General features: G+C 69.2%; 24 protein-coding genes. 10 read left to right on the top strand and 14 right to left on the bottom strand.

The features are described 5' to 3' along the window. Positions 1–3: 3 nt before the first annotated feature. The 4 genes from D9601_RS00405 to D9601_RS00390 all read right to left on the bottom strand — a co-directional run bounded on the left by D9601_RS00405 (position 4) and on the right by D9601_RS00390 (position 6,961). Positions 4–2,415, bottom strand: a complete 2,412-nt coding sequence (locus D9601_RS00405) for an ABC transporter permease (protein ID WP_198351981.1) — start codon at positions 2,413–2,415, stop codon at positions 4–6. Positions 2,416–2,426: 11 nt separating this feature from the next. Further along, positions 2,427–4,862, bottom strand: coding sequence for an ABC transporter permease (locus D9601_RS00400; protein ID WP_198351980.1), 2,436 nt, complete (start codon positions 4,860–4,862; stop codon positions 2,427–2,429). 123 nt (positions 4,863–4,985) lie between these two features. After that, complete coding sequence (locus D9601_RS00395; protein WP_198351979.1) at positions 4,986–5,666, bottom strand: ABC transporter ATP-binding protein; 681 nt, start codon at positions 5,664–5,666, stop codon at positions 4,986–4,988. A gap of 8 nt (positions 5,667–5,674) precedes the next feature. Then, positions 5,675–6,961 carry an efflux RND transporter periplasmic adaptor subunit gene (locus D9601_RS00390; RefSeq protein WP_232473752.1) on the bottom strand — a complete coding sequence of 429 codons (1,287 nt, stop codon included), beginning with the start codon at positions 6,959–6,961 and terminating at the stop codon, positions 5,675–5,677. Between the two features lie 128 nt (positions 6,962–7,089). Between D9601_RS00390 and D9601_RS00385 the strand changes: the two genes are divergently transcribed. Next, a complete protein-coding gene (locus D9601_RS00385; RefSeq protein ID WP_198351978.1) occupies positions 7,090–8,337 on the top strand; it encodes a sigma-54-dependent transcriptional regulator in 1,248 nt (415 codons plus the stop codon). Continuing rightward, positions 8,327–9,508: a sensor histidine kinase gene (locus D9601_RS00380; RefSeq protein WP_198351977.1), complete on the top strand. Its 1,182-nt coding sequence runs from the start codon at positions 8,327–8,329 to the stop codon at positions 9,506–9,508. Before D9601_RS00385 ends, D9601_RS00380 begins: the two co-directional genes overlap by 11 nt. Positions 9,509–9,520: 12 nt before the next feature. Here D9601_RS00380 and nudC read toward each other — a convergent pair whose 3' ends face one another. The 3 genes from nudC to D9601_RS00365 are packed head-to-tail and all read right to left on the bottom strand — an operon-like array spanning position 9,521 to position 12,803. Then, positions 9,521–10,396 (bottom strand): NAD(+) diphosphatase, encoded by an 876-nt coding sequence (gene nudC, locus D9601_RS00375; protein ID WP_332837937.1) that lies wholly within the window; start codon positions 10,394–10,396, stop codon positions 9,521–9,523. 2 nt (positions 10,397–10,398) lie between these two features. Then, positions 10,399–11,739, bottom strand: a complete 1,341-nt coding sequence (locus tag D9601_RS00370) for a serine hydrolase domain-containing protein (protein WP_443024710.1) — start codon at positions 11,737–11,739, stop codon at positions 10,399–10,401. Positions 11,740–11,744: 5 nt separating this feature from the next. After that, on the bottom strand, positions 11,745–12,803 hold the full coding sequence (locus tag D9601_RS00365) for an A/G-specific adenine glycosylase (RefSeq protein WP_198351975.1): 1,059 nt from the start codon (positions 12,801–12,803) through the stop codon (positions 11,745–11,747). 26 nt (positions 12,804–12,829) lie between these two features. On the opposite strand from D9601_RS00365, the gene D9601_RS00360 reads away from it, so the two are divergent. The 4 genes from D9601_RS00360 to D9601_RS00345 all read left to right on the top strand — a co-directional run bounded on the left by D9601_RS00360 (position 12,830) and on the right by D9601_RS00345 (position 18,385). Then, complete coding sequence (locus D9601_RS00360; RefSeq protein ID WP_232473751.1) at positions 12,830–13,345, top strand: DUF721 domain-containing protein; 516 nt, start codon at positions 12,830–12,832, stop codon at positions 13,343–13,345. Positions 13,346–13,347: 2 nt separating this feature from the next. Beyond that, the gene (locus D9601_RS00355; RefSeq protein ID WP_198351973.1) at positions 13,348–14,019 is read left to right on the top strand and encodes a DsbA family protein; all 672 of its coding nucleotides are present in this window, start codon (positions 13,348–13,350) and stop codon (positions 14,017–14,019) included. 18 nt (positions 14,020–14,037) lie between these two features. Continuing rightward, positions 14,038–14,784: a DsbA family protein gene (locus tag D9601_RS00350; RefSeq protein ID WP_198351972.1), complete on the top strand. Its 747-nt coding sequence runs from the start codon at positions 14,038–14,040 to the stop codon at positions 14,782–14,784. A gap of 217 nt (positions 14,785–15,001) precedes the next feature. Next, a complete protein-coding gene (locus tag D9601_RS00345; protein ID WP_198351971.1) occupies positions 15,002–18,385 on the top strand; it encodes a chromosome segregation SMC family protein in 3,384 nt (1,127 codons plus the stop codon). 106 nt (positions 18,386–18,491) lie between these two features. Here the strand turns inward: D9601_RS00345 and D9601_RS00340 are convergent, their stop codons facing one another. Then, positions 18,492–18,890, bottom strand: a complete 399-nt coding sequence (locus tag D9601_RS00340) for a hypothetical protein (protein WP_198351970.1) — start codon at positions 18,888–18,890, stop codon at positions 18,492–18,494. 13 nt (positions 18,891–18,903) lie between these two features. On the opposite strand from D9601_RS00340, the gene D9601_RS19970 reads away from it, so the two are divergent. Beyond that, complete coding sequence (locus tag D9601_RS19970) at positions 18,904–19,038, top strand: hypothetical protein (protein ID WP_269769632.1); 135 nt, start codon at positions 18,904–18,906, stop codon at positions 19,036–19,038. Positions 19,039–19,480: 442 nt separating this feature from the next. Here the strand turns inward: D9601_RS19970 and D9601_RS00335 are convergent, their stop codons facing one another. The 3 genes from D9601_RS00335 to D9601_RS00325 all read right to left on the bottom strand — a co-directional run bounded on the left by D9601_RS00335 (position 19,481) and on the right by D9601_RS00325 (position 20,549). Then, complete coding sequence (locus D9601_RS00335; RefSeq protein WP_198351969.1) at positions 19,481–19,681, bottom strand: hypothetical protein; 201 nt, start codon at positions 19,679–19,681, stop codon at positions 19,481–19,483. A gap of 123 nt (positions 19,682–19,804) precedes the next feature. Then, on the bottom strand, positions 19,805–19,963 hold the full coding sequence (locus D9601_RS00330) for a hypothetical protein (protein WP_198351968.1): 159 nt from the start codon (positions 19,961–19,963) through the stop codon (positions 19,805–19,807). A 112-nt stretch (positions 19,964–20,075) separates the two neighbouring features. After that, complete coding sequence (locus D9601_RS00325; protein WP_198351967.1) at positions 20,076–20,549, bottom strand: hypothetical protein; 474 nt, start codon at positions 20,547–20,549, stop codon at positions 20,076–20,078. Between the two features lie 165 nt (positions 20,550–20,714). On the opposite strand from D9601_RS00325, the gene D9601_RS00320 reads away from it, so the two are divergent. From D9601_RS00320 to D9601_RS00310, 3 genes are all read left to right on the top strand, one after another. Then, positions 20,715–21,962, top strand: a complete 1,248-nt coding sequence (locus tag D9601_RS00320) for a putative DNA modification/repair radical SAM protein (RefSeq protein ID WP_198351966.1) — start codon at positions 20,715–20,717, stop codon at positions 21,960–21,962. Between the two features lie 65 nt (positions 21,963–22,027). Further along, the gene (locus D9601_RS00315; protein ID WP_198351965.1) at positions 22,028–22,513 is read left to right on the top strand and encodes a hemerythrin domain-containing protein; all 486 of its coding nucleotides are present in this window, start codon (positions 22,028–22,030) and stop codon (positions 22,511–22,513) included. Between the two features lie 6 nt (positions 22,514–22,519). Then, complete coding sequence (locus D9601_RS00310; RefSeq protein WP_198351964.1) at positions 22,520–23,905, top strand: UdgX family uracil-DNA binding protein; 1,386 nt, start codon at positions 22,520–22,522, stop codon at positions 23,903–23,905. Between the two features lie 24 nt (positions 23,906–23,929). On the opposite strand, the gene D9601_RS00305 is transcribed toward D9601_RS00310, so the two are convergent. The 3 genes from D9601_RS00305 to D9601_RS00295 are packed head-to-tail and all read right to left on the bottom strand — an operon-like array spanning position 23,930 to position 25,299. After that, entirely contained in the window at positions 23,930–24,643 is a 714-nt protein-coding gene (locus D9601_RS00305; RefSeq protein WP_198351963.1) for an RNA methyltransferase, read from the bottom strand. Then, complete coding sequence (gene nrdR, locus D9601_RS00300) at positions 24,640–25,104, bottom strand: transcriptional regulator NrdR (protein ID WP_198351962.1); 465 nt, start codon at positions 25,102–25,104, stop codon at positions 24,640–24,642. The genes D9601_RS00305 and nrdR overlap by 4 nt, the downstream gene beginning before the upstream one ends. A gap of 18 nt (positions 25,105–25,122) precedes the next feature. After that, positions 25,123–25,299 carry a hypothetical protein gene (locus D9601_RS00295; RefSeq protein ID WP_198351961.1) on the bottom strand — a complete coding sequence of 59 codons (177 nt, stop codon included), beginning with the start codon at positions 25,297–25,299 and terminating at the stop codon, positions 25,123–25,125.

Here is a 25,299-nt window from a genome sequence, read left to right as displayed (position 1 = left end):
TCCCTATTCGTAGCGCAGCGCGCGGGCGGGTTCGGCGCGGGCGACACGCCAGGCCTGGGCGAAGATCGTCGCAGTAGCGATGACGACCGCGACCAGCGCGACGCCGATGAAGAACAGCGGTGACAGCCCGATGCGGTCGTCGAACCCGCTCAGCCAGCGCCGCATCGCCAGAAAGGCGATCGGCCAGGCGATGATGTTGGCGAGTACGACGGGGCGCATGAACTGGCCGATCAGCAGGCGCAGCACGTCGGCGGTCGACGCACCCAGCGTCTTCCTGATGCCGATCTCCTTGATCCGCCGCGCGGTGTCGAAGGCGGCGAGGCCGTACAGCCCGATGCAGCCGATCAGCACCGCCAGCACCGCACCGATAGCGAACAGGTTCGCCCGCTGCGCATCCTGCTTGTAATATTCGTTGTACAGATTCTCCTCGACGCTGCGCCCCTTGAACGGGATGGTCGGCACCAGTCGCTTCCACGTCGCTTCGGCAAGGTCGCGGAACTTCGCCGGATCGCCCTGGTAGCGGATGGTCGCATAGGGGCTGGCGAACGGCTTGCTCGAGTAACGGTACTCGACCCCGCCGACGCGCTCGCGGGGCCCGCGGAAGCGCAGATCGTCGACCACACCGATGATCGTCATCAGGCCATTGCCGTCGAGCGACTGGCCGACCGCCGCCGCCGGGCTGGCGAAACCGAGGTCGATCGCCGCGCTACGATTGATGACGACGTTATGGGGCGTCGTGCTGCCCTTCTGGCGCAGCGCCAAATCATCGGCGGGGTGGGCCCGGTCGAATAGCCGACCGGCGATCAACCGCCCGCCGAAGGTACGGAAATACTCGTCGCCCACTACGACATCCATGATCGACCGTCCGCGGCTGCGGTCCTGACCGGCGCGGAAGATGGTTGAATTGTTGGTCGTCATCTGGCTACCCGGCGTGTTCTGGCTGGAGGTGACGGCGACCACCCCCGGCAGGGCGGCGAAGGCGCGCAGCAGGGACGCCTTCTGACTGTCGTCGACCCAGGCGTACTTCTTCAGGATGAACAGGCCGTCGCGCTGGAAGCCGAGGTCGGCGGCACGGACATGCGCCGCCTGCGCCAGCATCGTCGCGGTGCTGATGCCGAAGGCGATGGCGATGGCGAACTGGCCGACGACCAGCGCCGCGCGCAGGCGCGCGCCCGCCCGGCCGCCGCCCGGCGCGCGTGCCGAGGCGAGCACCGCGGCCGGGCGGAATCGGGTGAGAACGATGGCAGGATAGATGCCGGCGATCGCACCGACGATCAGGACCAGCAGGATGAGCGGTGGCAGGATCGATCCCGCCCCCAGATAGGTGATCGACAGCGTCATCCCGCCGATCGCATTGACCAGCGGCAGCGACAGCTCCGCGACCGCCAGCCCGATCAGCGCGGCAAGCGCGACGGTCGCCACCGCCTCCAGCGTGAACTGGCGCATCAGCGCGCTGCGCGTACCGCCCAGCACCTTGCGCACCGCCACCTCGCGGGCGCGGAGGCCTGCCCTCGCCGTCGCCAGATTGACGTAATTGACGATCGCGATCAGCAGCGTCAGCACGCCGACGATACCCAATGTCGTCACCGCGGTCCGGTCCGCCGGATCGTACAGATGGTTGTCGACCAGCGGGCGCAGCGTCTGCTGCCACTGACCCTTCTTGATGTTGCCGTCGGGGAAGACGCGCCGATCGGCGAAGCGTGCCAGCTCACCCTCGAACGCCTTGGCCGCGCCCGCATCCGGGAAACGGAGCAGCGTCATCAGCGACGTGCTGCCCCAATGGTCGAACCATTCATTGGCGAAACGGGCGCGGACCAGCGGCACGTAGATGTCGGCCGGAAAACTGACGTCGTTGCGCATGTCGGCGATCACCGCGCCGACCCGATAGGTATATTCCTTGTTGTCGCCGATCGTGATCGCCAGCGACCGGCCGATCGCCGGTTCGGTCCCGAAATATTTCCTGGCGATCGCCTGCGTGATCACCGCCGTGTCGGGATCGGCCAGCGCCTTGGTCGGGTCGCCGCTGATCGCCGGAAAGCGCAGCAGCGAGAAGTAATTAGGGTCGACGACGGTCAGATGTTCGTCGGTGACGTTGCTGCCCTGGCGGACGGTGGCGTTCTGCTCCCAATAGCGGGTGCCGACCAGCGTCGGATAATCGGCGCGCAGATAGTCCAGCTGCGCGCCCATCGTGAACGGGCTCGCCTCCTCCGGATAGCCCGGCATGAAATAGCGTTCCTGCAGGACGTAGAGCTTGTCCGCGCCGGGGATCGCGCGGTCGTACCCCGTCTCGAACCGAACGTAGAGGAACAGCACCAGGAACACCGCGATGCCGAGCGCCAGCCCGCCGATGTTGAGCAGCGCGAACAAACGGTGGCGGACGAGGGAACGGTAGAGCGAGAGGACGGCCGACTGCATGATGTGCGATCCTATTCGTAGCGCAGCGCGCGGGCGGGTTCGGCGCGGGCGACCCGCCACGCCTGGGCGAAGATGGTGGCGGTGGCGATGACGATCGCGACCAGCGCGACGCCGATGAAGAACAGTGGCGACAGCGCGATGCGGTCGTCGAAGCCGCTCAGCCAGCGCCGCATCGCGAGAAAGGCGATCGGCCAGGCGATGATGTTGGCGAGTACCACGGGGCGCATGAACTGGCCGATCAGCAGGCGCAGCACGTCCGCGGTCGACGCGCCCAGCGTCTTGCGGATGCCGATCTCCTTGATCCGCCGCGCGGTGTCGAAGGCGGCGAGGCCGTAGAGGCCGATGCAGCCGATCAGCACCGCCAGCACCGCGCCGATGGTGAACAGGTTCGCCCGCTGCGCGTCCTGCTTATACCAGCTGTCGTACAGGCTGGTCTGCGCGGTGACGGCGTCGAACGGAACGGCGGGCACGATCTGCTTCCAGCGCGCTTCCAGCGCCGCGATCACCGCCTGGGCATCGACGCCGCGATAACGGACGATCGTCATCATCGGCCAGTCGGCATTGTCACCCCAAAGGTACAGTGTCGGCCGCATCGGCTCGCGCGGCGATTCGAACCGCATGTCGGCGATGACACCGATGATGCGCGCGCTGCCCAGCCCGTCGATCATCTTGCCGATCGCCGCAGCAGGTGTCGCATAGCCGAGCTTCTGCGCTGCAGTGGCATTGACGACGACGTTGGTGACATGGCCGGCGACCGAGGCCTTGGGCTCGTAGCGCCAGTTGCTGTCGTCCTCGCCACGCCTGGGGTCGAACAGGCGACCGGCGAGAAGATGCGCACCCGCCGTGTGGAAATAGCCTTCGCCGGTATCGACGATCGAAATCTGTACCTTGCGCTGTGGATCGTCGGTCGGCACCGCCGTGGTCGTATTGGTGGTGCTCTGCCGCCCCGGTGCGTTGAGGCCTAGTGCCGCCGATACGACGCCGGGACTGTTGCGAAGCGCTGTCAGCACCTCGCGCCGCTGGCCGAGCGACAGGCCGTCGTCGGCGGTGGATTTGACGACGATCATGCCGTCGCGGCGAAAGCCCAAATCGGTCTTGGCAAGATGGTCGGTCTGCGCCAGCATCACCGCGGTCGCGATGCCGAAGACGATCGCCGTGGCAAATTGCACGATCACCAATATGGCGCGCAGCCGCGACCCGGATCGTCCGCCGCCGGGCGTGCGCGCAGAGGCTAGCACCGCCGCCGGGCGATAACCGGACAGCGACAATGCGGGATACAGGCCGGCGAGCACGCCCACCGTGACGACGAGCATGGCGAGCGGCGGCAGAATGCCATCGCGACCCCAATAGCGGATGGTCAGCGTCGTCCCGCCCACCATGTTGACCAATGGCAGGGCGAGCTCGGCAAGCGCGAGTCCGATCAACGCAGCCAGGGCGACGGTGGCGATCGCCTCGCCGATAAACTGCGCGATCAGCATCGTCCGCGTGCCGCCGAGCACCTTGCGCACCGCCACTTCGCGCGCGCGCAGGCCGGACCGTGCGGTGGCGAGGTTGATATAGTTGATGATGGCGATGATCAGTGTCAGCACACCGACGCCGCCCAGCGTCCGCACGATCGCCCGGTCGCCGGGATCGCTGAGGTGCAAGTCGGCGAGCGGCGTGACGAATTGGCGGTATTGGCCTCTGGGTATGTTTCCGCTCGGATAGGCATGCCGTTCCACGAAGCCCTTCAGTCGCTGGTCGAAGGCCTGTGCGGCGGCGGGATCGGCGAAGCGCACGATGGTGTGCAGCGACGTACTGCCCCAATGGTCGAAGAACTGGTCGGCGAAGCGGGCTCGCACCATCGGCACGTAGAGGGGCGATGTGAAACTGACGTTTCGCGGCGGATCGCGCAGCACCGCGCCGACGCGATACACATGATCCTTCTTTCCGATCGCCAGGGTCAACGTGTGGCCAAGTGCCGACTGCTCGCCGAAATATTTGTGTGCTGCGGTTTGCGTGACCACCAGTCCGTCGGGATCACGCAGCGTCCGGTCGGCATCGCCCTCGACGGTCTCGAAAGGGAACAGGCGGAAGAAGCCGGGATCGACGATCGTCATCGTCTCGTTGGACACCGCATTGCCTTGCCGGATCGTCGTGCCGCTCGGCTGGACGCGGGTGCCGATCACATCGGGAAAGTCGCCGCGTAGCAGGTCGAGCTCGCCGCCCATTGTGTAGCTGTTCGGCTCCGCCGGGGCGCCCGGCCGATCATATTCCTCGTTGACGACGTACAGCCGCTCCCAGCCGGGCAGCACGCGATCGTAGCCGGTTTCGAACCGCACATAGAGGAACAGCACCAGGAACACGGCGATGCCGAGGGCCAGCCCGCCCACGTTGAGCAACGCGAACAGGCGATGACGGATCAGCGAGCGATAGAAGCTGAGCAACGCGGAAGCCGATGCGGTCACCGGGCTCCTCCCTTCAGGCGACGGGTTTGGTTTGCGCGGCGACGCGCAGCACCAGCAGCAGGACGAGGACGAGCAGCACGACGACGAGACCGTGGCCGCCCGCGCGGGGGACGCGGCGCAGCATCACGCCGCCAGCCGTGCGGAGGCGAGGATGCGGCCGTCGAGCATGTGGACGGTGCGCTTGGCGATGTCGGCATGCGCGGGGCTGTGCGTGACCATCACGATCGTCGCGCCTTCCGCGTTCAGCTGCTGCAGGATCTCCATCACCTGCGCGCCGTTGGCGGTGTCGAGGTTGCCGGTCGGCTCGTCCGCCAGGATCAGCCGCGGCTCGCCGACGATGGCGCGGGCGATCGCCGCGCGCTGCTGCTGACCGCCCGACAATTGGTGCGGATGGTGGCGCTGGCGGTGGGCGATGCCGACGCGGTCCATCGCCGCGGCGATCCGCTCCTTCTTCTCGCGCGCCGGCATCGACCGATAGGCGAGGCCGAGCGCGACATTCTCCGCGATGGTCAGCTCGTCGATCAGGTTGAAGCTTTGGAACACGAAGCCGAGCCGGTCGCGGCGCAGCTTCGCCAGCTCCGCTTCGGGGGCTTTGGCGATATCTTCGCCCTCGAACAGATAGCGGCCGCCGCTCGGCCGATCGATCGTGCCGAGGATGTTGAGCAGCGTCGACTTGCCGCAGCCCGACGGGCCCATGATGGCGACGAATTCGCCCCGTTCGACGTGCAGGTCGATGCCGCCCAAGGCGGTGGTCTCGACCTCGTCGGAGGCGTAGGTGCGGCTGACGTCCTGAAGCTGGATCATGGCGGTTCCTATCGAATGATCAGGGTCTGGTAGGGGGCGTAGGTGGCAAGCGGGGTGGTCACGATACGGTCGCCGGGGGCGAGGCCGCCGGTCACCTCGACCTGGTCGGGATTGCGGCGTCCGGTCTGGATCGCACGGCGCACCGCGCGGCCGTCGCCCTCCATCACGAAGGCGGTGGTGCCGCCGGCATCGAGCCAGCCGCCCGCCGGGGCGACGATCGCCGGCCGGTCGGCGCCGAGGACGAGGCGGGTGTCGAGCGTCTGGCCGCGGTTGAGTCCCGCCGGCACCGCGCCGTCGAAGCCGAATTCGACGCGGAACCGGCCCTCGGTGACCTGCGGCAGGATGCGGATGACGTGCAGCGGATAGCTCCTGCCGTCGAGATCGGCCCGCGCGGTCAGCCCGGTTCGGACACGGCCGAGATAGAATTGGTCGACGTCGGCGACCAGCTTCCACTGCCCCTCCGAATCGATCTGGCCGACCGGATCGCCCGGCTTGATCATCTGCCCCGGCTGGATGGTGAAGGCGGTCAGCCGCCCGCCGACCGGCGCGCGCAGCGTCAGCGCGGCGAGGCTGGCGCGCACCATCGCCAGGCTCTCGCGCAGCTCGCGCCCCGTCGCGGCGATGCCCTGCGACTGGTCGGCGAGCGTGCCGTTCGCCTGCGCCTGCCCGCTCGCCAGCGCGGCGACGCGGCTCTTCTGATAGGCCACCTCCTCGCGCAGCGGATCGATCGCGGCGGCGGTGACGAAACCCTTGTCGAACAGGACCTGCTTCTGGCGCAACGCCGCCTCCGCCTTGGACAGGGCGTTGCGCGCATCGGCAAGGTCACGCGCCGAATCCTGCCGCGTGCGCTGCACCGACAGTTCCGCGCCGCTGTTGGCGCTGAGCTGGCCGACGATGCTCGCCGAGCGGCTGGCAACGTCGAGCTCCAGACTGGGGTTGGACAGCCGGGCCAGCGGCGCGCCGGCGGCGACCATCGACCCGTCGGTCGCGATCAGCTCCGCGACCGATCCGCCCTGGACCGCGCCGACGAAGACGGTGCGCAGCGGCGCGACCTCGGCCCTGAGCGGCACGAAGTCGCGAAAGGCCTCGCGCGTGACGGTGCCGGTGCGGATCATCTGCGCGTCGACCGCCAGGCTGTTGCCCCCCGGCATCAGCCACCACAGTGCGAGCGCACCGACCAGCACCGCCACGCCGATCGCGACGCGGAAGATCAGGTTGCGCCGCTTGCGGCCCGGCCGTTCGATCCGCCGGTCCATGCCCGCGCCGCTGATCGTCGAAGAGGGTGTATCGATCATGCGTTCAGTGTAGCCCGGACACTGTCCGCACGCCTAAGCTGCTGAACTTCGTTGCTTTTCTACAAAGCGCTGGCCAGTGTCCGGGCCGGCCGTGTACCGACTGTCCGTTTCCGGACAGGCCGCACCCCATGTCAACCGAATCACCGCACATTCTGGTCGTCGACGACGACGCCGACATCGCCCGCGCCGCGCAATTGCTGCTCGAACGGCAGGGCATGACCGTCGCGCACGCCCCCGACCCGGCCGCCGCCTGGGTGCGGCTGGCGGAGCGGCCCGCCGACGTCATCCTGCTCGACCTCAATTTCGCCCGCGGCCATACCAGCGGCGAAGAAGGGTTCGCGCTGCTCGACCGGCTCGTCGCGGCGGATCGTCATGCGGTGGTGATCGTCGTCACCGGCCATAGCGGCATCCAGGTCGCGGTGCAGGCGATGCGCGGCGGTGCCGCCGATTTCATCATCAAGCCGTGGAACAACGCCCGGCTGACCGCGACCGTCGAACGCGGTCTCGCGCTGCGCCGCGCCAAGCTCGACACCGCGCCGCCACTGCCCGCCGGCGAGGCGCCCCTGCTGCTCGGCGACAGCGCGGAGATCGCCACCGTGCGCGACCTGATCGCCCGCATCGCGCCGACCGACGCGGCGCTGCTGCTGCGCGGCCCGGCGGGCAGCGGCAAGACGCTGGCCGCGACCCTGGCCCACCGCGGATCGGCGCGTTTCGAACGCCCGCTGGTGACGCTCGACGCCACCACCGAAGTCCGGGCGATCCCGGCGTTACTGGCGGAGGCGACGGGCGGCACCCTGCTGCTCGATCAGGTCGACCGGCTGCCGCCGTCCGTTCAGGCGGCGCTCGCCCGCGAACTCGACACGATCCGCGACCTGCGGCTGATCACCACCACCCGGCTCGATCGGGCGGCACTGCGCGCGGGCCTGCACGAGGATCTGCTCTACCGGATCAGCACGATCGAATGCGACCTGCCGCCGCTGGCCGCGCGGGAAGGCGACGCAGTGCTGCTCGCCCGCCATTTCGCCGCCGTCTTCGCGGGTCGCCACGCCAAGCCGCTGCGGCCGCTGACCATCGAGGCGGAGCGCAGCATCGCCGCCGACGCCTGGCCCGACAATGTCCGCGGCCTGCGCCAGGCGACCGAGCGCGCCGTGCTGCTCGCCACCGGCGACCGGCTCGACGTCGCCGATTTCGCGCTCGCGCTGCCGCCCGAGGCGCAGCCGCGCGCGCTCACCGCCGACCTCAATCTCGCGCGAAGCGAGGAGACTCTGGTTGCCGCCGCTCTCCAGCGCCACGGCTTCAACGTCAGCCGCGCCGCCGCCGAACTGGGCCTGACCCGCGCCGCGCTGTACCGGCGGATGGCGCGCTATGGCCTCTGACCGAGTCGCCGCCGCCGTCCGCGCCCTGGTCATCGCCGGCGCCGGCGCCGCGGCGGCAGCGAGCATCGGCAGCGGACTCTATGCCACGGCGGTGGTCGCGCTGCTCGTCGCCGGCTGGACCGGCGCCACCGCAGTGATCGCGGCACAGACCAGCGCCCTGCCGCCACCACCGCCGCCGCCCGCCCCCGACGCGGCGGAGCGGCAGCGGCTGGTCGCCTATCTCGACCTGTCGCCCGCCCCCCTCGTCGCCTATCGCGCCGGCGCGCTGCACGCGGTCAACCGCGCCGCCCGGCGCCTGTTCGCCAGCGACGACACGATCCTCACACCACCGCCCGCGCTGGTCGAGGCGATCACCCATACTTCGCCGGGCCGCACCGCGACGGTGACGATCGACGAGGCGCCGTTCGCGCTCGCCGTCGGCGCGCTGACCCTGGCGGGCGACGTCGCGCAGGTCGGCGCGCTGATCGACATCGGGGCCGAGCTCAAGGCGGCGGAGGCGGCGGCGCTGCGTGAGCTGGTCCAGATCCTCAGCCACGAGATCGTCAACACGCTGACACCGATCGCCTCGCTGGCCGAGACCGCGGCGGAGATGCTGGGCGATCCGCAGCCGGATCACGAAGCGGTGCGCGAAGCGGTGACCACCGTCGCGCGGCGCGCCGCAGGCCTGCAACGCTTCGGCGATGCTTATCGCAGCCTCGCCCGCTTGCCTGCACCGGAGCGGCGCCGGCTCGCCACCGCCGACCTCATCGCCGATCTCGCCCGCCTGTTCGCGGCGCGCTGGCCGACGCTGCCACTGAATATCGCGGCGGCGCATGCGCCGGTGCAGCTGCTCGCCGACGTCGATCAATTGTCCGCGGCGCTTTGGGCGATCCTGCAGAATGCGGTGGAGGCGGCCGATGACCCGGCGGCGCTGTCCGTGACGCTGACCGTCGAGACCCTGCCGGACACGATCGCCTTCGCCATCGCCAACACCGGGCCGCCGATCCCGCCTGGACAGGCGGAGGCGATCTTCCATCCGTTCATGACCACCAAGCCGACAGGCAGCGGCGTCGGCCTCGCGCTCGCCCGTCAGATCCTGCGCGGCCATGGCGGCGACGTCATCCTCGCCCATTCCACGCCGGCGGAAACGCGCTTCGTCGCGACGCTTCCAAGGATGGGCGGCGTCGGCTGACGCGCCGCCGCGCTACTCCCCAGCCCACACCGTCAGCAGCGTATGCGCGATGGCATAGGGCGGCGGCGGCACGAACGGCCCCTCCCCGCCCGCCAGCACCGCGCGCACCACCTCGCGCGGTACCCAGATCGCATCCTCCAGCTCGGTCGTGTCGAGCGTGATCGCATCGTCGTCCGCCACCGCGACGCAGGCGATCATCAGCGACGACGGGAACGGCCACGGCTGGCTGGCGACGTAGCGGACGTCGCGCACGCGCACGCCGGCTTCCTCGGCGATCTCGCGCGCCACCGCCTCCTCGATCGATTCGCCCGGTTCCAGAAAGCCGGCGAGGGCCGAATAGCGGCCCGGCGGAAAACTCGGCTGGCGGCCGAGCAGGGCGCGCCCGTCATGTTCCGCGATCATGATGACGACCGGATCGACGCGCGGGAAATGCTCCGTCCCCTCCGCTTCGCACCGCCGTCCCCAGCCGGCGCGGAACATCCGCGTCGGCGCGCCGCATTTGGCGCAGAAGCGATGGCGCGCATGCCAGTCGAGCAGGCTGCGCGCGCTGGCATAGGTCGCCGCCTCGCCGGGCGCGAGTGTGGCCAGGATCGCCATCAGCTGCGGGTTGCGCATCGCCGGGGCATGGCCCTCCGCCCCCATCGGCGGGATGGCGACGACATGCGCCCGGCCGTCCGCGTCGAGGCCGAGCAGCGCCAGTTCCGCCCCGTCCGGCGCCTCTGCCAGGCTGCCCCAGCTCAGCCGATCGTCGGCGATCGCCGGCATCAGCCCGTCGAGGCGCAGCAGCCGCGCCGCCGGCGTCATCACCGCCGCCAGCGCGTCCGGATCGTGGCGCAACGCATCGGCGCGGTCGAGCGTCCCGCCGGTGAAGCCCGGCACCGGTCGCACGCTCACGGGCGCAGCCGCGTCACGTCGCTGGCGAAGGCGGCGACCGTCTGCTCGCGCACCGGCCAGCGGTCGGCGGGGAAATAGTTGACCATGATCGTTCCCCGGATGCGTTTGACCGGATCGACGAAGGCGACCGTGCCCGCGGCGCCGCCCCAGCCATAGGTGCCCTTTGACGGCACCCCCGCCGGCCCGTCGGCGAGATAGACCGACCCGCCCGCGCCATAGCCCATCGGCACGCTGCCGCGCGTGCCGCCGGTATTGCCCGCAACCCCGCCGAAGGTGACGCCGGCGGGCAGCAGGTTCGACATCGCCAGCCGCACCGTCTCCGGCTTCATGATCCGCACGCCGTCCAGCGTGCCGCCATCGGCGAGCATGTGCAGGAATCGGTCGTAGTCGCGCGCCGACATGACCAGTCCGGCGCCGCCATAGGGAAAGCTCGGCGGCTTCAGCCAGACCGAGGTCGCGCCCGGATCGACCGGGCTCAGCTGGTCGCCGACAAAGGCATAGTTGGTCGCCAGTCGCGACGCGTCGGCCGCCGGCACCGTCCAGAAGCTGGAGCGCATCTGCAACGGGTCGAAGATCCGCGTCTGCACGAACCGGTCGAACGGCATGCCGGAGGCGATCTCGATCACGCGGCCCATCACGTCGAGGCCGATCGAATAATGCCATTCGGTGCCCGGCTGCGCGACCAGCGGCGCGGTCGCGACGCGCTCGGCGAATTCGGCGAGCGTCGCCGGCCGTGTCCGCCGCGCCAGCGCCTCGACCTCGTTATTGACCGCCGCCGGTACGATGCCGCGCGATTCGTACAGCTTGAGCAGCGGCCCCTTGGCGCTGATATTGTAGCCCAGGCCCGATGTGTGGGTGAGCAGCTCGCGGATCGTGATCTCGCTCTTCGCCGGTACGCTGTCGAGGCTGGTGTCAGGGCTCGTCAGCACCCGCATCTGCTTGAATGCCGGAATGTATTTGGACAGGGGATCGTCCAGCCCGATCTTGCCCTGTTCGATCAGGATCATCGCCGCCATGGCGGTGACCGGCTTGGTCATCGAATAGACGCGCCACAGGCTGTCCGGCGTGACGGCGGGCGCGGCGGCGTCCGTCGACAGCTTCCCCGCCGCGACGAACTGCGTCGGATAGTCGCCGATGCCGAAGGCGGCGACGATGCCGGGCATCTTGCCGTCACGGACATAGCCGTCGAACAGCGCCTGCGTCGCCGGAAACGGCGTCGCCCGCGCCGGCGTCGAGACACTGGCCGGGGGCGTCACCGGCGCGCTCTGGCGCAGCGCCTGGCCGCCCACCGCACTGGCCGCCAGCGCGGTCAGCGTCACCCCAAATCCGATCCGCATCCGCATCACTCGTCCCTCCTCAACACCGCCTGTGCCGCCTTGGCGAACAGCGTCGGCAACCCCGCCTCGTCCAGCCGGTCGATCGGCCACCATTCGCCGACGGCTGCGTGATGCGCCTGCCCCTTGGCGACGGCAAGCGACAGTTCGATGTCGAAATGCGTGAAGCCGTGTGACACGCTTGCGTTGCGCATCGCCCAGTCCGCCGCGACGGGCGCGCCGGCCAGCCCCGGCGGCGCCTCCTGCCACGGCCCGGTGGGCAGCGCCCGCATGCCGCCGAGCAGTCCCTCGTCCGGCCGCCGCACCAGCAGCACCGCGCCGTCGCGTTCGAGCCAGAAGATCGTGCCGTGGCGCAGCGGCTTCGCCTTCTTCCTCGCCTTGACCGGCAGCGCCGCCGGATCGCCGTCGGCAAAGGCACGGCACTGCCGCTGCAACGGACAGAGCAGGCATTTCGGAACCCGCACCGTGCAGATCGCCGAGCCGAGATCCATCATCGCCTGCGCGAAGTCGCCGGCGCGCGCGTCGGGCGTGATCGTCTCGGCCGCCGCGCGGATCGCCGGCCGCGCCGCGGGGATCGGCGTCCGGATGGCGAACAGTCGCGCCACCACCCGCTCGACATTGGCGTCGACCACCACCGCGCGTTCGCCGAAGGCGATCGCCGCCACCGCCGCCGCGGTATAGGCGCCCAGGCCCGGCAGGGTGCGCAGCGCCGCCTCGGTGCGCGGAAAGGCGCCACCGTGATCGGCGACCACCGCCTTCGCCGCCTTCACCAGATTGCGCGCGCGGGCGTAATAGCCAAGGCCTGCCCAGGCGGCCATCACGTCCGCCTCGTCGGCGGCGGCGAGGCTGGCGAAATCGGGCCACCGCCGCGTCCACGCGAGGAAGCGCGGCGTCACTGCGGCGACCGTGGTCTGCTGCAGCATCACCTCCGACAGCCAGACTCGATAGGGGTCCGCCGCCTCGCCCGGCCTCGCCCGCCACGGCAGGTCGCGCCGATGGCGGTCGTACCAGTCGAGCAGAAGCGGTGCGATCCCGGCAGGTTGCGGGCAAGTGCGTGTAGCGTCCACGCCGCCGCTATGGCATGGGCGTGGCGATGAGCAAGCGCGGCCGCGGCCCCGACCCCGAATCGCCCCGCCACAACCGCCCGCGCGCGGTGGCCGAGCTGCTGCCCGCGGTCGGCGGCGCCGCCTTCCGCCGCTTCGGCTTCGTGCAGAGCGCGCTGGTCAGTCGCTGGCCGGAGATCGTCGGCGAACGCTGGGCCAGCGCCTCGGCCCCCGAATCGCTGCGCTTCCCGCCGGGCAAGAAGGCCGACGGCACGCTGACCATCACCGTGCGCGGCAGCCACGCGCCGATGATGCAGCATATCGCGCCGGAGATCGTCGAGCGGGTCAATCGCTTCTTCGGCTATACCGCGGTGGCGCGCCTGACGCTGCGTCAGGGCGATGTCGCCAAACCCGTCCGCCGCGCGGCGCCGCCGTCTATCAAGACCGTCCCCGCCGACATGGGCGAGGGGCTGAAGACGATCGCCGATCCGGAACTGCGCGCAGTGCTCGAATCGCTCGCCGCCGGCGTCGCCGCCACGCCGCGTGGCCTGCCCAAGATAGGATAGACATGCGCCCGTTGCTTGCCGCCCTCGCTCCGCTGGCCCTTGGTGTCCTGGTCGCCGCCGCGCCGGCGATCGACTGGACGCAGACGGCCAATGTCACGCCCAAGGGCGCCTTCGTCCTCGGCAACCCCGCCGCGCCGCTCAAGCTGGTCGAATATGGCAGCTATACCTGCTCGCATTGCGCCGCTTTCTCGAAGGAGAGCGAGGCGGTGCTCAAGGGGCGGATGATCCGGTCGGGCAAGGTCAGCCTGGAATATCGCCACCTGATCCGCGATCCGCTCGACCTCGGCGCCGCGATCCTCGCGCGTTGCACCGGACGCAAGGGCTTCTTTCCGACCTCGGCGATGATCTTCGCGACGCAGGACACGTGGCTCGCCAAGGCGCCCGCCTTCGCACAGGCGCATCCCGATCTCGACGGCAAGCCCGGCATCGTCCAGGCGCGCGCCCTCGCCGACGGCGTCGGCCTGACCCAGGCGGTGCGCGTCCGCGGTCTCACCCCGGCGCAGATCAACGCCTGTTTCGCCGACAAGGTGGCCGTCGCGCGGATCACCGCGATGACCGGCGATGCACCGATCGAGGTCAATTCGACCCCAACCTTCTACCTCAACAACATACTGCAACCGCCGATGGCCTGGGCCCAGCTCGAACCCGTCCTCACCGGCCGCGGCGCCAAGTAAAGCAACCGGAGCGTATCGATGAATCTCGCCACCAAGGCCCTCGCCTTCCTGCTCGCACCGCTGGCGCTGGTCGCCTGTTCGAAGAGCGACACGACCTCTGGCACGCCCGCCGCCCCCGCCTCGCCGGTCGCCGCGGTCAGCGCGCCCGCCGGCCAGCATTGGACGGACACGGTGTCGCAGACCAAGGAAGGCTATGTGATGGGCAATCCCGCCGCGCCCATCAAGCTGGTCGAATACGGCTCGCGCCTGTGCCCGACCTGCGGCGCGCTGGCGCGTGAGGGCTATCAGCCGCTGACCAGCAATTATGTCGATTCGGGCAAGGTCAGCTTCGAATTCCGCGAATTCCTGGTCCACGGCGCGCTCGACGTGCCGCCGACCTTGCTCGGCAATTGCGTCGACAAGGCGGCGTTCTTCCCGCTGCTCGAGCAGATGTACGCCAACCAGCAGTCGTTTCTCGACAAGATTCAGGCCGCGCCGCCGGCGGTGCAGCAGCAGATCCAGGCCGCCAAGCCGGTCGACGCCTTCCGCCTGATGGCCGAGACGATGGGCCTGATCGACTTCGTCAAGCAGCGCGGCATTCCGGAGGCCAAGGCGCGCCAGTGCCTCGCCGACCAGGGCCAGATCGACCGCTGGACCAAGCAGACCCAGGACAAGAGCGCCGACGGCACGGTCACCGGCACGCCGACGCTGATCCTCAACGGCAAGAAGGTCGACGCGATCACCTGGGGCCAGCTCGAGCCGCTGCTCAAGGCCGCCGGCGCGTAAAACGCCGCCCGCCCCGGACGGGGTCGCAGGCGGGCGGGGAAGCGGCCGCACGCCGCGGCGCCTGAACACCGCCGCTATGCGGCGCTCCCCTCCCTCGCCAACGGGGGAGGGGTAGCGCCCGAGGCGCCGCTTGCCCTCCCCCGCCGCGACGGATGGATTCTCGCGTCCCGCGCGACTACACCCGGTGCGTCCGCCATGTCGCCCCGCCTTCCCTGACATGCAGATCAAGCGTCTGCGCCTCACTGGCTTCAAGAGCTTCGTCGACCCGGCCGATCTGGTCATCGCACCGGGGCTGACTGGCGTCGTCGGGCCCAACGGCTGCGGCAAGTCCAACCTGCTCGAGGCGCTGCGCTGGACGATGGGCGAGAACAGCGCCCGCTCGCTGCGCGGCGCCGGCATGGACGACGTCATCTTCGCCGGCACCGCGACCCGCCCGCCGCGCGATTTCGCCGAAGTGTCGATCCTGCTCGACGGCGCCGACGGGGAGGAGCGCGAGATCGTCCGCCGCATCGAGCGCGGCGCCGGCAGCGCCTATCGCATCGACGGCCGCGACGTCCGTGCCAAGGACGTCGCGCTGCTGTTCGCCGATGCCGCCACCGGTGCGCACAGCCCGGCCCTGGTCAGCCAGAACCGGATCAGCGCGGTGATCGCCGCCAAGCCGGCCGAGCGGCGCGCGATGCTGGAGGATGCCGCGGGAATCGCCGGGCTGCACGTCCGCCGCAAGGATGCCGAGGCGCGACTGCGCGCCACCGAGGCGAACCTGCTCCGCCTCGACGAGCTGATCGCCGAACAGGACGTCCGCGCCGCGGCATTGCGGCGCCAGGCGCGTCAGGCGGAACGCTATCGCACGCTCTCCACTCAAATTCGCCTGGCCGAGGCGCGGATGATCTATGCCCGCTGGCGCGATGCCGCCGCCGCCGCCGAGGCCGGCCGCCGCGAGGCGCAGGCGGCGGAGGCGCGCGCCACCGCCGCCGGCGAGGCGGAACGGACCGCCGCCGCCGCGCAGGCGGGGGCGGCCGCGACACTCGCCGCCGCCCGCGCCGCTGCCCTCGCCGCCCGCGATCTTGCCGGCGAGGCGGGCCACGCGTTGGCCGCGCTGCGCACCGAGCGCGCCGCGGCGGCACGGCGCGTCACCGAACTCGCCGACGCCCGCCGCCGTATCGCCGAGGATCGTACCCGCGAGGGCACGCTCGCCACCGATGCCGCCGAAGCACTGGCGAGGCTCGGCGACGAGGCCAAGGCGCTCGACCGCGACATCGCCCAGGCGGCCGCCGATCTGCCGGCGCACGACGCGCTGTTGGCCGAGGCGGAACGCGCCGCTCGCGACGCCGAGGTCGCGCTGGCGCAGGGGCTCAGCCGACAGGCGGCGGAGGCAGCGGAAGTGCGCGTCGCCGCGGCCGCGCTCGCCGCGGCACAGGCACGCCACGACCGCGCGATCCGCGACGCCACGCAGCTCGCCGCCCAGCGCCGGACGCTCGGCACGTCGGAGCCGTTGCAGGCGGCGCGCGATGCCGCCGCCGCCCGCCGCACCGCCGCCCTCGCCGCCGCTGAGGCGGCGCGCGCGGACATCGCCGCCGGCGACGCCGCCGAACGGGCCGCGCTCGCCGACCGCGACGGCGCCGAGACCCATCGGGCCTCAGCGCGGGCGGAGCTCGCCGCGCTCGACGGCGAGGTCGCGGCGCTGACCCGCGCGACGCAACGCAGCGGCCGCGACCGTCTGCTCGACCATGTCGTGCCGGATGCCGGCTTCGAACGCGCGCTCGCCGCGGCGCTCGGCGACGATCTCGATACCGCCCTCGCCGCCTGGCCCGGCGCTGCCGCCATGCCCGGCGATCCCGGCCCGCCCGGCGATGCGCTGCCGCTGGCCGATCATGTCCGTGCCCCCGCCGCGCTCGCTCGGCGGCTGGCGCAGGTGTTTCTGGTCGAGGCGGACGACGGTCGTCCGCTCGCGGTCGGGCAGCGGCTCGTCACGCGCGACGGACGGCTGCGCCGCTGGGACGGCTTCGTCGCGTTGGGCAGCGGCGCCGCCGCGGAACGGCTGGAGCGGCTCAACCGGCTGGCCGCGCTCGCCGCCGCCCGTCCCGCCGCCGCCGCGGCGCTGGCGGCCGCGGATGCTGCCGCCGCCACCGTCGCCGCGCGCATCGATCAGGCCCGCAGCCACGCCCGCAGCGCGCGCGACGCCCTGAGCCGCGCCGACGCTGCCGTGCGCGAGGCGACGCGCGACGAGGACCGCGCCGCCACCGCCCTCGACCGGCTGCTCGGTCAGCAGGCCGATTGCGATGCCCGCGCCGCCCGCATTGCCGGCGAGCAGGCGGAGGCGCATGCCGAACTCGACACCGCGCGGGCCGCGCGGGCGGCCCTGCCCGACGGCCGCGACAGTGCGCAGGCGGTGGCGGCGCTGACCGCGACGGCGGATCGCTGTCGCGCCGCGGTCGCCCAGGCCCGCGCCGAGCGGACCGCACGCGAACGCCTGAACCAGGCGCAGCGCGAGCGGCTCGCCGCGGTGCAGGCGGAACTGCGCGGGTGGCGCGCCCGTGCCGGCGAGGCGGCGCGCCGTATCACCGACATGGACAAGCGCGATGCCGCGCTCGTCGAGGAAGCAAATGCGGTCGCCGAACGCCCGGCGTCGTTGGACGCGACGATCGCCGCGGACGAGGCGCGGCATGCGATGCTGCGTGGCGAGGCGGATCGGCTCGCCGCGGCCGAGCGTGACGCCGAACAGGCGATGCGACGGGCCGAGGGTGCGCACCGCCGCACGCAGGATGCGCTGGCCGCCGCGCGCGAGGATCGCGCCGGCGCCGCCGCTCGGCTGGAGAATCAGGAGCTGCGCCGGGTCGAGATGGGGCGGCTGGCGGGCGAACGGTTCGAATGTCCCGCCCCCGTCCTACCCGAACGGATCGGCTTCGCCAGCGACACCGTCCGCGCCCCCGCCGACGAGAGCGCGGCGCATGAGCGGCTGACGCTGGAGCGCGAACGGATCGGGCCGGTCAATTTGATCGCCGAACGCGAGCTGGCCGAGATCGAGGCGGCGGGAAGCGCCACCGCCGCCGAACGCGACGAGCTCGGCCAGGCGGTGGCCCGGCTGCGTGGCTCGATCGGCACCCTCAACCGCGAAGGGCGGCAGCGCCTGCTCGCCGCCTTCACCGCCGTCGATGGCCATTTCCGCCGCCTGTTCGCGACGCTGTTCGACGGCGGCCAGGCGCATCTCGAACTGGTCGATTCGGACGACCCGCTCGAGGCGGGGCTGGAGATCATGGCGCAACCGCCGGGCAAAAGGCTGCAGTCGCTGACCCTGCTCTCCGGCGGCGAACAGGCGCTGACCGCGGTGGCGTTGATCTTTGCGCTGTTCCTGACCAACCCCGCCCCGATCTGTGTCCTCGACGAGGTCGACGCGCCGCTCGACGATGCCAATATCGAGCGGTTCTGCGATCTGCTCGACCGCATGTCGCGCGACACCCGGACACGCTATCTGATCGTCACGCACAATGCCGTGACGATGAGCCGCATGCACCGCCTGTTCGGCGTCACCATGGTCGAACGCGGCGTCAGCCGTCTCGTCTCGGTCGATCTCGGCGGCGCGGAAGGCTTGCTCGCGCACTGACCGGTCGAGGGCGTAAGCAGCATGTCTGATTTTGGGGGGAAGCGGACGTTCGTAGTTCGATCTCTGCCCCCGGCGCGACGCCCTAACTTCGCACCGATCACACGTGCTATGACGCTTGCAGAACGACGAAGTGGTATTTGAGCGTAGTCACAGCGTTACCTCCGCCATAGCCCATAGGCACGTTAGCGATCTCGACGGTGAATTTGCCGGACTGTCGGAACTGCCCGGTAAGAAATGTCGCGTCCCGCTGCCCCTTGCCGCTGTCACGCCGCACCGTCGCGGGAGAGGTGACAGTGAAAGCAGGGATCGAACGTACCTGCCAGTTGCAGCCGGTGCTAAGGTCAGTGGGCAGCGCGAACCGCACAGGCTCACCCACTTTCACCTCGATCTTCCTGCCTGCATCGCCTGAACGAAGCGGTGCTGACTGAGGCAAAGCCGATGCGGCTGACAGGCAGGCAATCAGGGGAAGTGCCGCTAGGGCCAGCAAATTTGTAAGGCGCAGCATGATGCCTCCATCCATGACTGAAGGGCTCGACGTGCGCTTCATACTTGCTGGTGGCAATGGCGCCGCTGTTCGCTCGGCCGATAAACAGGCCGAAAAACGCTATATCAGACGTTCGTGGAACGTCCGCTTCTGGGTGGGGGCGGAATAGCCGCGTTTGATAGCAAACTTCTTGCGAACGTCCCTATCCGGACTAGTTACCCCCCTGGATCAATCTACGTGGCGCAAGTTGGTGTCACGATACCGATCATAATGGCTGAAAATGCGTCGCCGCTTGTCCGCAACCGACACCACTCAAAGAATGCCAAGGCAGAACACGATAACAATGCACGAAAGCATAGCGACACCTATGAGGCCCCGCCCGTAATTCTGACTGAAGCCATCTTTGTATGCGTTGTCGACTTTGGCGCACAAATATAGGCTTATCGCAATGATAAAAGACTCCTTTACGATGAGCGCCCAGCGGACGATTTCTAATTGATCATCCGTCATAATAATTTTCCGTTACCGCCGCCACACGAAGTGTGAGGGCTATAACTTCGTGACAGCAAATGGCTGGCACGTCTAGGGATGGGCAACAGCGGAACGTCCGTTCATGGGCGTTTGTCGACAACTTGATCAACGGCATTGGCCCAATCGTCGGGAGTAGCTGGGTCGCCGTGCAGGATGATCAGAAGCTGCGCGATATCATCGGATGAGCGCAGACCCCGTTTCCAGTACGCTTCAAGGTAGACGCACATCGCCCGGAACGCAGCATCTTCGTCCAACAGGCGCGGGTGGAGCTGGCTCGACATCACTGCAAAGTGGCATAACGCAATGTGGCGCTCAATGTCCGCTACTGGGCGTAAGCGGGCCGTCCGCGGTTGGGCAGTTACCGGCCGTTACGCCTGGATCGTCTGATTCGCGACCGGTCGAACTCAGCCCGCCGACGCCCGTCGCGTCAACCGGGCTAGGGCCTGTCCGATATAGAGCAGGCATAATTCCTGATGCACCGCCGCCACCACCGGATGGGTCGACTGGATCGACCGGATCGCTTCCTGCTGGGCGCGGCTCGAAAAATAGGAGGTATCGGGCATCGTCTCGGCTCCGTGGCATCCCCTGCGCCCTCGCTGTGGCGGGCCGGTGTTGCACGCGGATGGCCGAACCGCGTCAGTGGCGACGCAATCGTCGCGAAATGTGGCGAGACGGTCAGCCGACGCGCTGCGCAGCCTCGACCGCCGGCGGCGGGATGACGTGCGCCGCCTCGCCGTCGGCGGGATCGAGGATCGCGATCACCGCGCGCCGCTCATAATCCATATGCTCCCAGATCCGGTCGATGAACGCCAAAATCTGCCCGCGCTGCGCCTGGGCCGAGGCGCTTTGCGTTCCGCTGCGATCCGCCACGAAGCGACGGACCTCCTCGCCCAGGCTGATGCACTCCGCCTTCAGCCGCCGCGCGATCCGCGCCTCGTTGTTGTTGCCGTCGGCGATCAGCACATCGAACACTTCGCGGTGCTTGAAATATTGGTAGGCGCTCATCAGCCGCACCATCTCCCAGCGCAGCCGTGCGAGCAGCGCGTCGTCGGGGACGCCCTCCGCCAGTGCTTGGCGCGCGCGGTTGGTGTTGGCGAGGATCGCCGCCTGATGTTCGCGTAGCCGTGCTACCAGTCGATGCCCGTTCATGGCGCCACGCTACCCACGCCATGGTCACCAAATGTTTATCGCGGATTGGCGTAAGTGACGGTTTTTGCTGTATTTTACCTACCATATCGGGGCTAGATCATAACCAATCCGAGGTCATTGATCTAAGCCCTTGTTCCGGCGCATCGCGGAACGTACATGGAACGGATGGCGCAACTCGATACCCGCGAAAAGCTGGCGATCCTCGCGGACGCGGCCAAATATGACGCGTCATGCGCCTCGTCCGGCACTGCCAAGCGCGACAGTCGCGACGGCAAAGTCCTGGGTTCGACCGAGGGTATGGGCATCTGCCATGCCTATGCGCCCGACGGCCGCTGCATCAGCTTGTTGAAGATCCTGCTGACCAACAGCTGCGTGTTCGACTGCCATTATTGCATCAACCGCAAGAGCAGCAATGTCCGCCGCGCCCGGTTTACCGCGCAAGAGGTTGTAAACCTTACTCTTTCTTTCTACCGCCGAAATTACATCGAGGGGCTGTTCCTGTCCTCCGGCATCATTCGCTCCTCCAACTACACGATGGAGCAACTGGTCGAAGTCGCCCGTTCTTTGCGTGAAGATTATCAATTTCGCGGCTACATCCACCTCAAGACGATTCCCGACGCCGACCCCGAGCTGGTCCATCAGGCTGGCCTCTACGCCGATCGCGTCTCGATCAATGTCGAGCTGCCCACCGCGAGCGGCCTGAAGCGGCTCGCGCCCGAGAAGGACGGCGCCCGCATCGAGGGCGCGATGAAGGACGTGAAGGCGGCCATCGCCGATTCGGGCGACGCGCGGTCCAAGTACAAGTCCGCGCCCCGCTTCGCGCCTGCCGGCCAGTCGACCCAGATGATCGTCGGGGCGGACGCCGCCACCGACGGCGAGATCGTCACCCGCGCCTCGACGCTGTACGACCGGTTCGGCCTGCGCCGCGTCTATTATTCGGCGTTCAGCCCGATCCCCGACGCCAGCGCCGTGCTGCCGCTGCAGCGCCCGCCGCTGATGCGCGAGCATCGCCTCTATCAGTCCGACTGGCTGATGCGCTTCTACGATTATGCCCCGCACGAGGTGGTCGCGGCGGCGGACGATGCGACGGGCATGCTGCCGCTCGACATCGATCCCAAGCTCGCCTGGGCGCTCAAGTTCCGCGACCGCTTCCCGGTCGACGTCAACCGCGCGCCGCGCGAGATGCTGCTGCGCGTCCCGGGGCTCGGTGTGAAAGCGGTCGACCGCATCATCGCCAGCCGGCGCTGGCGGCGGCTGCGGCTCGACGACGTCGCCCGCCTCACCGTGTCGGTGGCCAAGATCCGGCCCTTCATCGTCGCCGAGGACTGGCGTCCGGTAACGCTCGCCGACCGGGCCGAACTGAAGCCGATCGTCGCGCCGAAGCGGCAGCAGCTCGAGCTGTTCGCGGCCTGAGAACGACTCGCGTCTGAAACGACCCCGGCGTTCGCCGGTTGAGCGGGGCGAAGGAGACGCGAGCCATGGCCACCGCCCAAATCTATGCCGATCTGAAGCGCGATCACGACAAGCAGCGCGAGATGCTCAAGCAGCTCGGCGAGCTCAAGGGCAACAGCAGCAAGCGCAAGAAGCTGTTCGAGGCCTTCCGCCTCGAGCTGCAGAGCCACGCCGCCGCGGAGGAGGAGTCGCTTTATGCGACGATGCTCGGCAATCCCGACCTGCGCGACGACGCCCGTCACTCCGTCGCCGAGCACAAGGAGGTCGACGACCTGCTCGGCAAGATGATGGACATGGATTTTGCGTCCGACGAATGGGAATCAACCTTCTTCCACATGCGTCATCGCTACGAGCATCATATCGGCGAGGAGGAGGAAGAGATGTTCCCCGCCGCCGAGGAGAAGCTCGACGACGCTACCGAAGAGCGCCTCGCCGAAGTGTATGAGGAGCGCAAGCCCGAGGAGCTGAAGCTCGCCAAGGCCAATCCTCCGGGCGGCGACGAGCGCGACTGATCGACCATGCACGTCGTCACGCTGGCCGAAACCGATGATTTCGACGGCTGGCGCGACGCCGCCCGGGCGCTGGCGGCGTCGGATACGCCGCCCGACGACATCGTGTGGCAGGTCGGCGCGGCGGCGACCGACCTGTTCGCCACCGCTGCAACCCCGGTGGCGGCGACGGCCGGCGGCGGCTTTTCGGTGCCGCGCAGCTTCGTCGACCTGGCGCGCAGCGTCGTGCTCGCCGCCGATCCGGAGCGTTTTGCGCTGCTCTACCGTCTGCTCGTCCGCCTGCGTCGCACACCGGGCGCGATGGAGGACAAGGCCGATCCGCTGCTGCGCCGGCTGGAGACGATCGCCAAGAACGTGCGGCGCGACATCCACAAGATGCGCGCCTTTTTGCGCTTTCGGGAAATGCCCGACGGCGACGGCAGTCGCTACGTCGCCTGGTTCGAGCCCGAGCATCATATCGTCCGCGCCAACGCCGCCTTCTTCGTCAATCGCTTCGCCTCGATGCGCTGGTCGATCCTGACGCCTGAGGTATCGCTGCATTGGGACGGTGCGGCGCTGACCCAAGGTCCCGGCGCCACTCGCGCCGACGCGCCAGAGGGCGATCCGGTCGAAGAGGTGTGGAAGACCTATTACGCCAGCATCTTCAATCCGGCACGCGTCAAGATCGGCGCGATGCTCAAGGAGATGCCGCGGAAATACTGGAAAAACATGCCCGAAACCGCGTTGGTCGGGGAATTGATCGCAGGTGCGCAGGCGCGGGAGAGCGGCATGATCGAACAGGCGCGGGCCGCACCGGGCGGCAACAGCGAGGCCGCGTGGACGGCGCTGCGTGAGGAGGCGATGGCGTGTACCCGCTGCCCGCTCTACAAGCCTGCGACGCAGACGGTGTTCGGTGAGGGGCCGGTCGACGCGGCGATGATGTTCGTCGGCGAGCAGCCGGGCGATCAGGAGGATCTTGCCGGCAAACCCTTTGTCGGTCCCGCCGGGCAGGTATTCGATCGCGCAGTCACGGCGGCGGACATCGACCGCAGCCGGGTCTACGTCACGAATGCGGTCAAGCATTTCAAGTTCGAGCAGCGTGGCAAGCGCCGTATCCACGCCAAACCGGGAGCGGGCGAGATCGAGGCGTGCCGCTGGTGGATCGAGCAGGAACGACTGCTCGTCCGGCCGCAAGTGACCGTTGCCTTGGGTGCGACGGCGGCGCGGTCGCTGCTCGGCCGGGTGGTGACGATCGGCCGCGAGCGAGGCCGCGCCATTGCGCTCGCCGAGGGTGGCGAAGCCTGGATCACCGTCCACCCGAGCTACCTGCTGCGCCTGCCCGATCCGGCGCAGAAGGAAGACGAGTTCGCCCGTTTCGTCGAGGACCTGAAAGCGGCGAAAGCGGCGCTCCGCTGAGCGTGTGGACGGCGGAGTGGGCGCCTACCGCTCCCGCGGCCGCGCCAGCGTCGACAGCACGCCGCGCAGGGTGCGGATCTCCTGGCTCGACCAGCCCGGCTTGGTCAGCAAGGTGCGCAGCGTCCGCTTGGTTGCGGGCGTGCGATCCGGCGGGAAGAAATAACCGGCATGGTCCAGCATCTCCTCGAGCTGGCCGATCATGCCATCCAGCTCGATTTGCGGCGCGACATCGGGCAGCTCGACCTGGGGCGGCTGCGCCAATCCCTGCCCCTTGGACCATTCGTAGGCGCAGAGGATCACCGCCTGGGCGAGATTGAGGCTGCCGAATTCCGGGTTGATCGGCACGGTCAGGATCGTCCGCGCCACCGCGACGTCGTCCGTTTCCAGACCCGACCGTTCCGGCCCGAACAGGAAGGCAGAACGGCCAGCCTCCCTATGGATCGCCCGCGCCGCTTCCTCGGGCGTGACGACCGGCTTGGTGACGCCGCGCTTGCGCACCGTCGTCGCATAGACATGCGCGCAATCGGCGACGGCATCGGCGACCGTGTCGAACACCTTCGCCCGCTCCAACACCACGTCGGCGCCGCTCGCCGCCGGCCCGGCATTGGGGTTGGGCCACCCGTCGCGCGGCGCGACCAGCCGCATTTCGGTCAGGCCGAAATTCAGCATCGCCCGGGCCGCCTTGCCGATATTTTCGCCGAGCTGCGGCCGCACCAGGATGATGACGGGCTGGCTCACGAGTCGCGCCCCGCCTGTTCGACGCTGCCGGCGAATTCCTCGAAGTCCCGAGCTTCGCTGAAGTCACGATAGACGCTGGCGAAGCGGATATAGGCGACGGAATCGAGTCCCTTCAGACCTTCCATCACCATCTCGCCGATCCGCTTCGACGACACCTCGCCGTCACCCGCCGTTTCCAACTGGCGCTGGATGCCGCTGACCAGCTTCTCGATCCGCACCGGGTCGATCGGCCGCTTGCGGGTCGCGATCGCGACCGAGCGGAGCAGTTTCTCGCGGTCGAACGGCTCGCGCCGGTTCTCGCTCTTCAGCACCCACAATTCGCGCAGCTGGATGCGTTCGAAGGTGGTGAAGCGTGCGGCGCAGCCTTCGCACTGGCGCCGACGGCGGATCGCCGCCCCATCTTCGGTGGGGCGGCTGTCCTTTACCTGGCTGTCCTCATGGCCGCAAAATGGGCATCGCATGTCGGGTCGTTCGTGCCCTTAGATCTTGTTGCGGCGTGCATAAGCGACGCCGGCGCCGACGATCGCGCCGAACACCGGGCCGACGAACGGCACGGGGATCGCCACCACCGCGCCGATCGCGCCGTACTTGGCCATTTTCTTGCCCAGGCCCGGGGTGTGCTTGACGGTATCCTGGACCTCTTCGATCTTCGACAT

This window comes from Sphingomonas sp. MA1305 (genome assembly GCF_016107325.1).
In the GTDB taxonomy this organism is placed as follows: Bacteria; Pseudomonadota; Alphaproteobacteria; order Sphingomonadales; family Sphingomonadaceae; genus Sphingomonas.
This window is presented reverse-complemented; position numbering and strand designations above follow the sequence as displayed.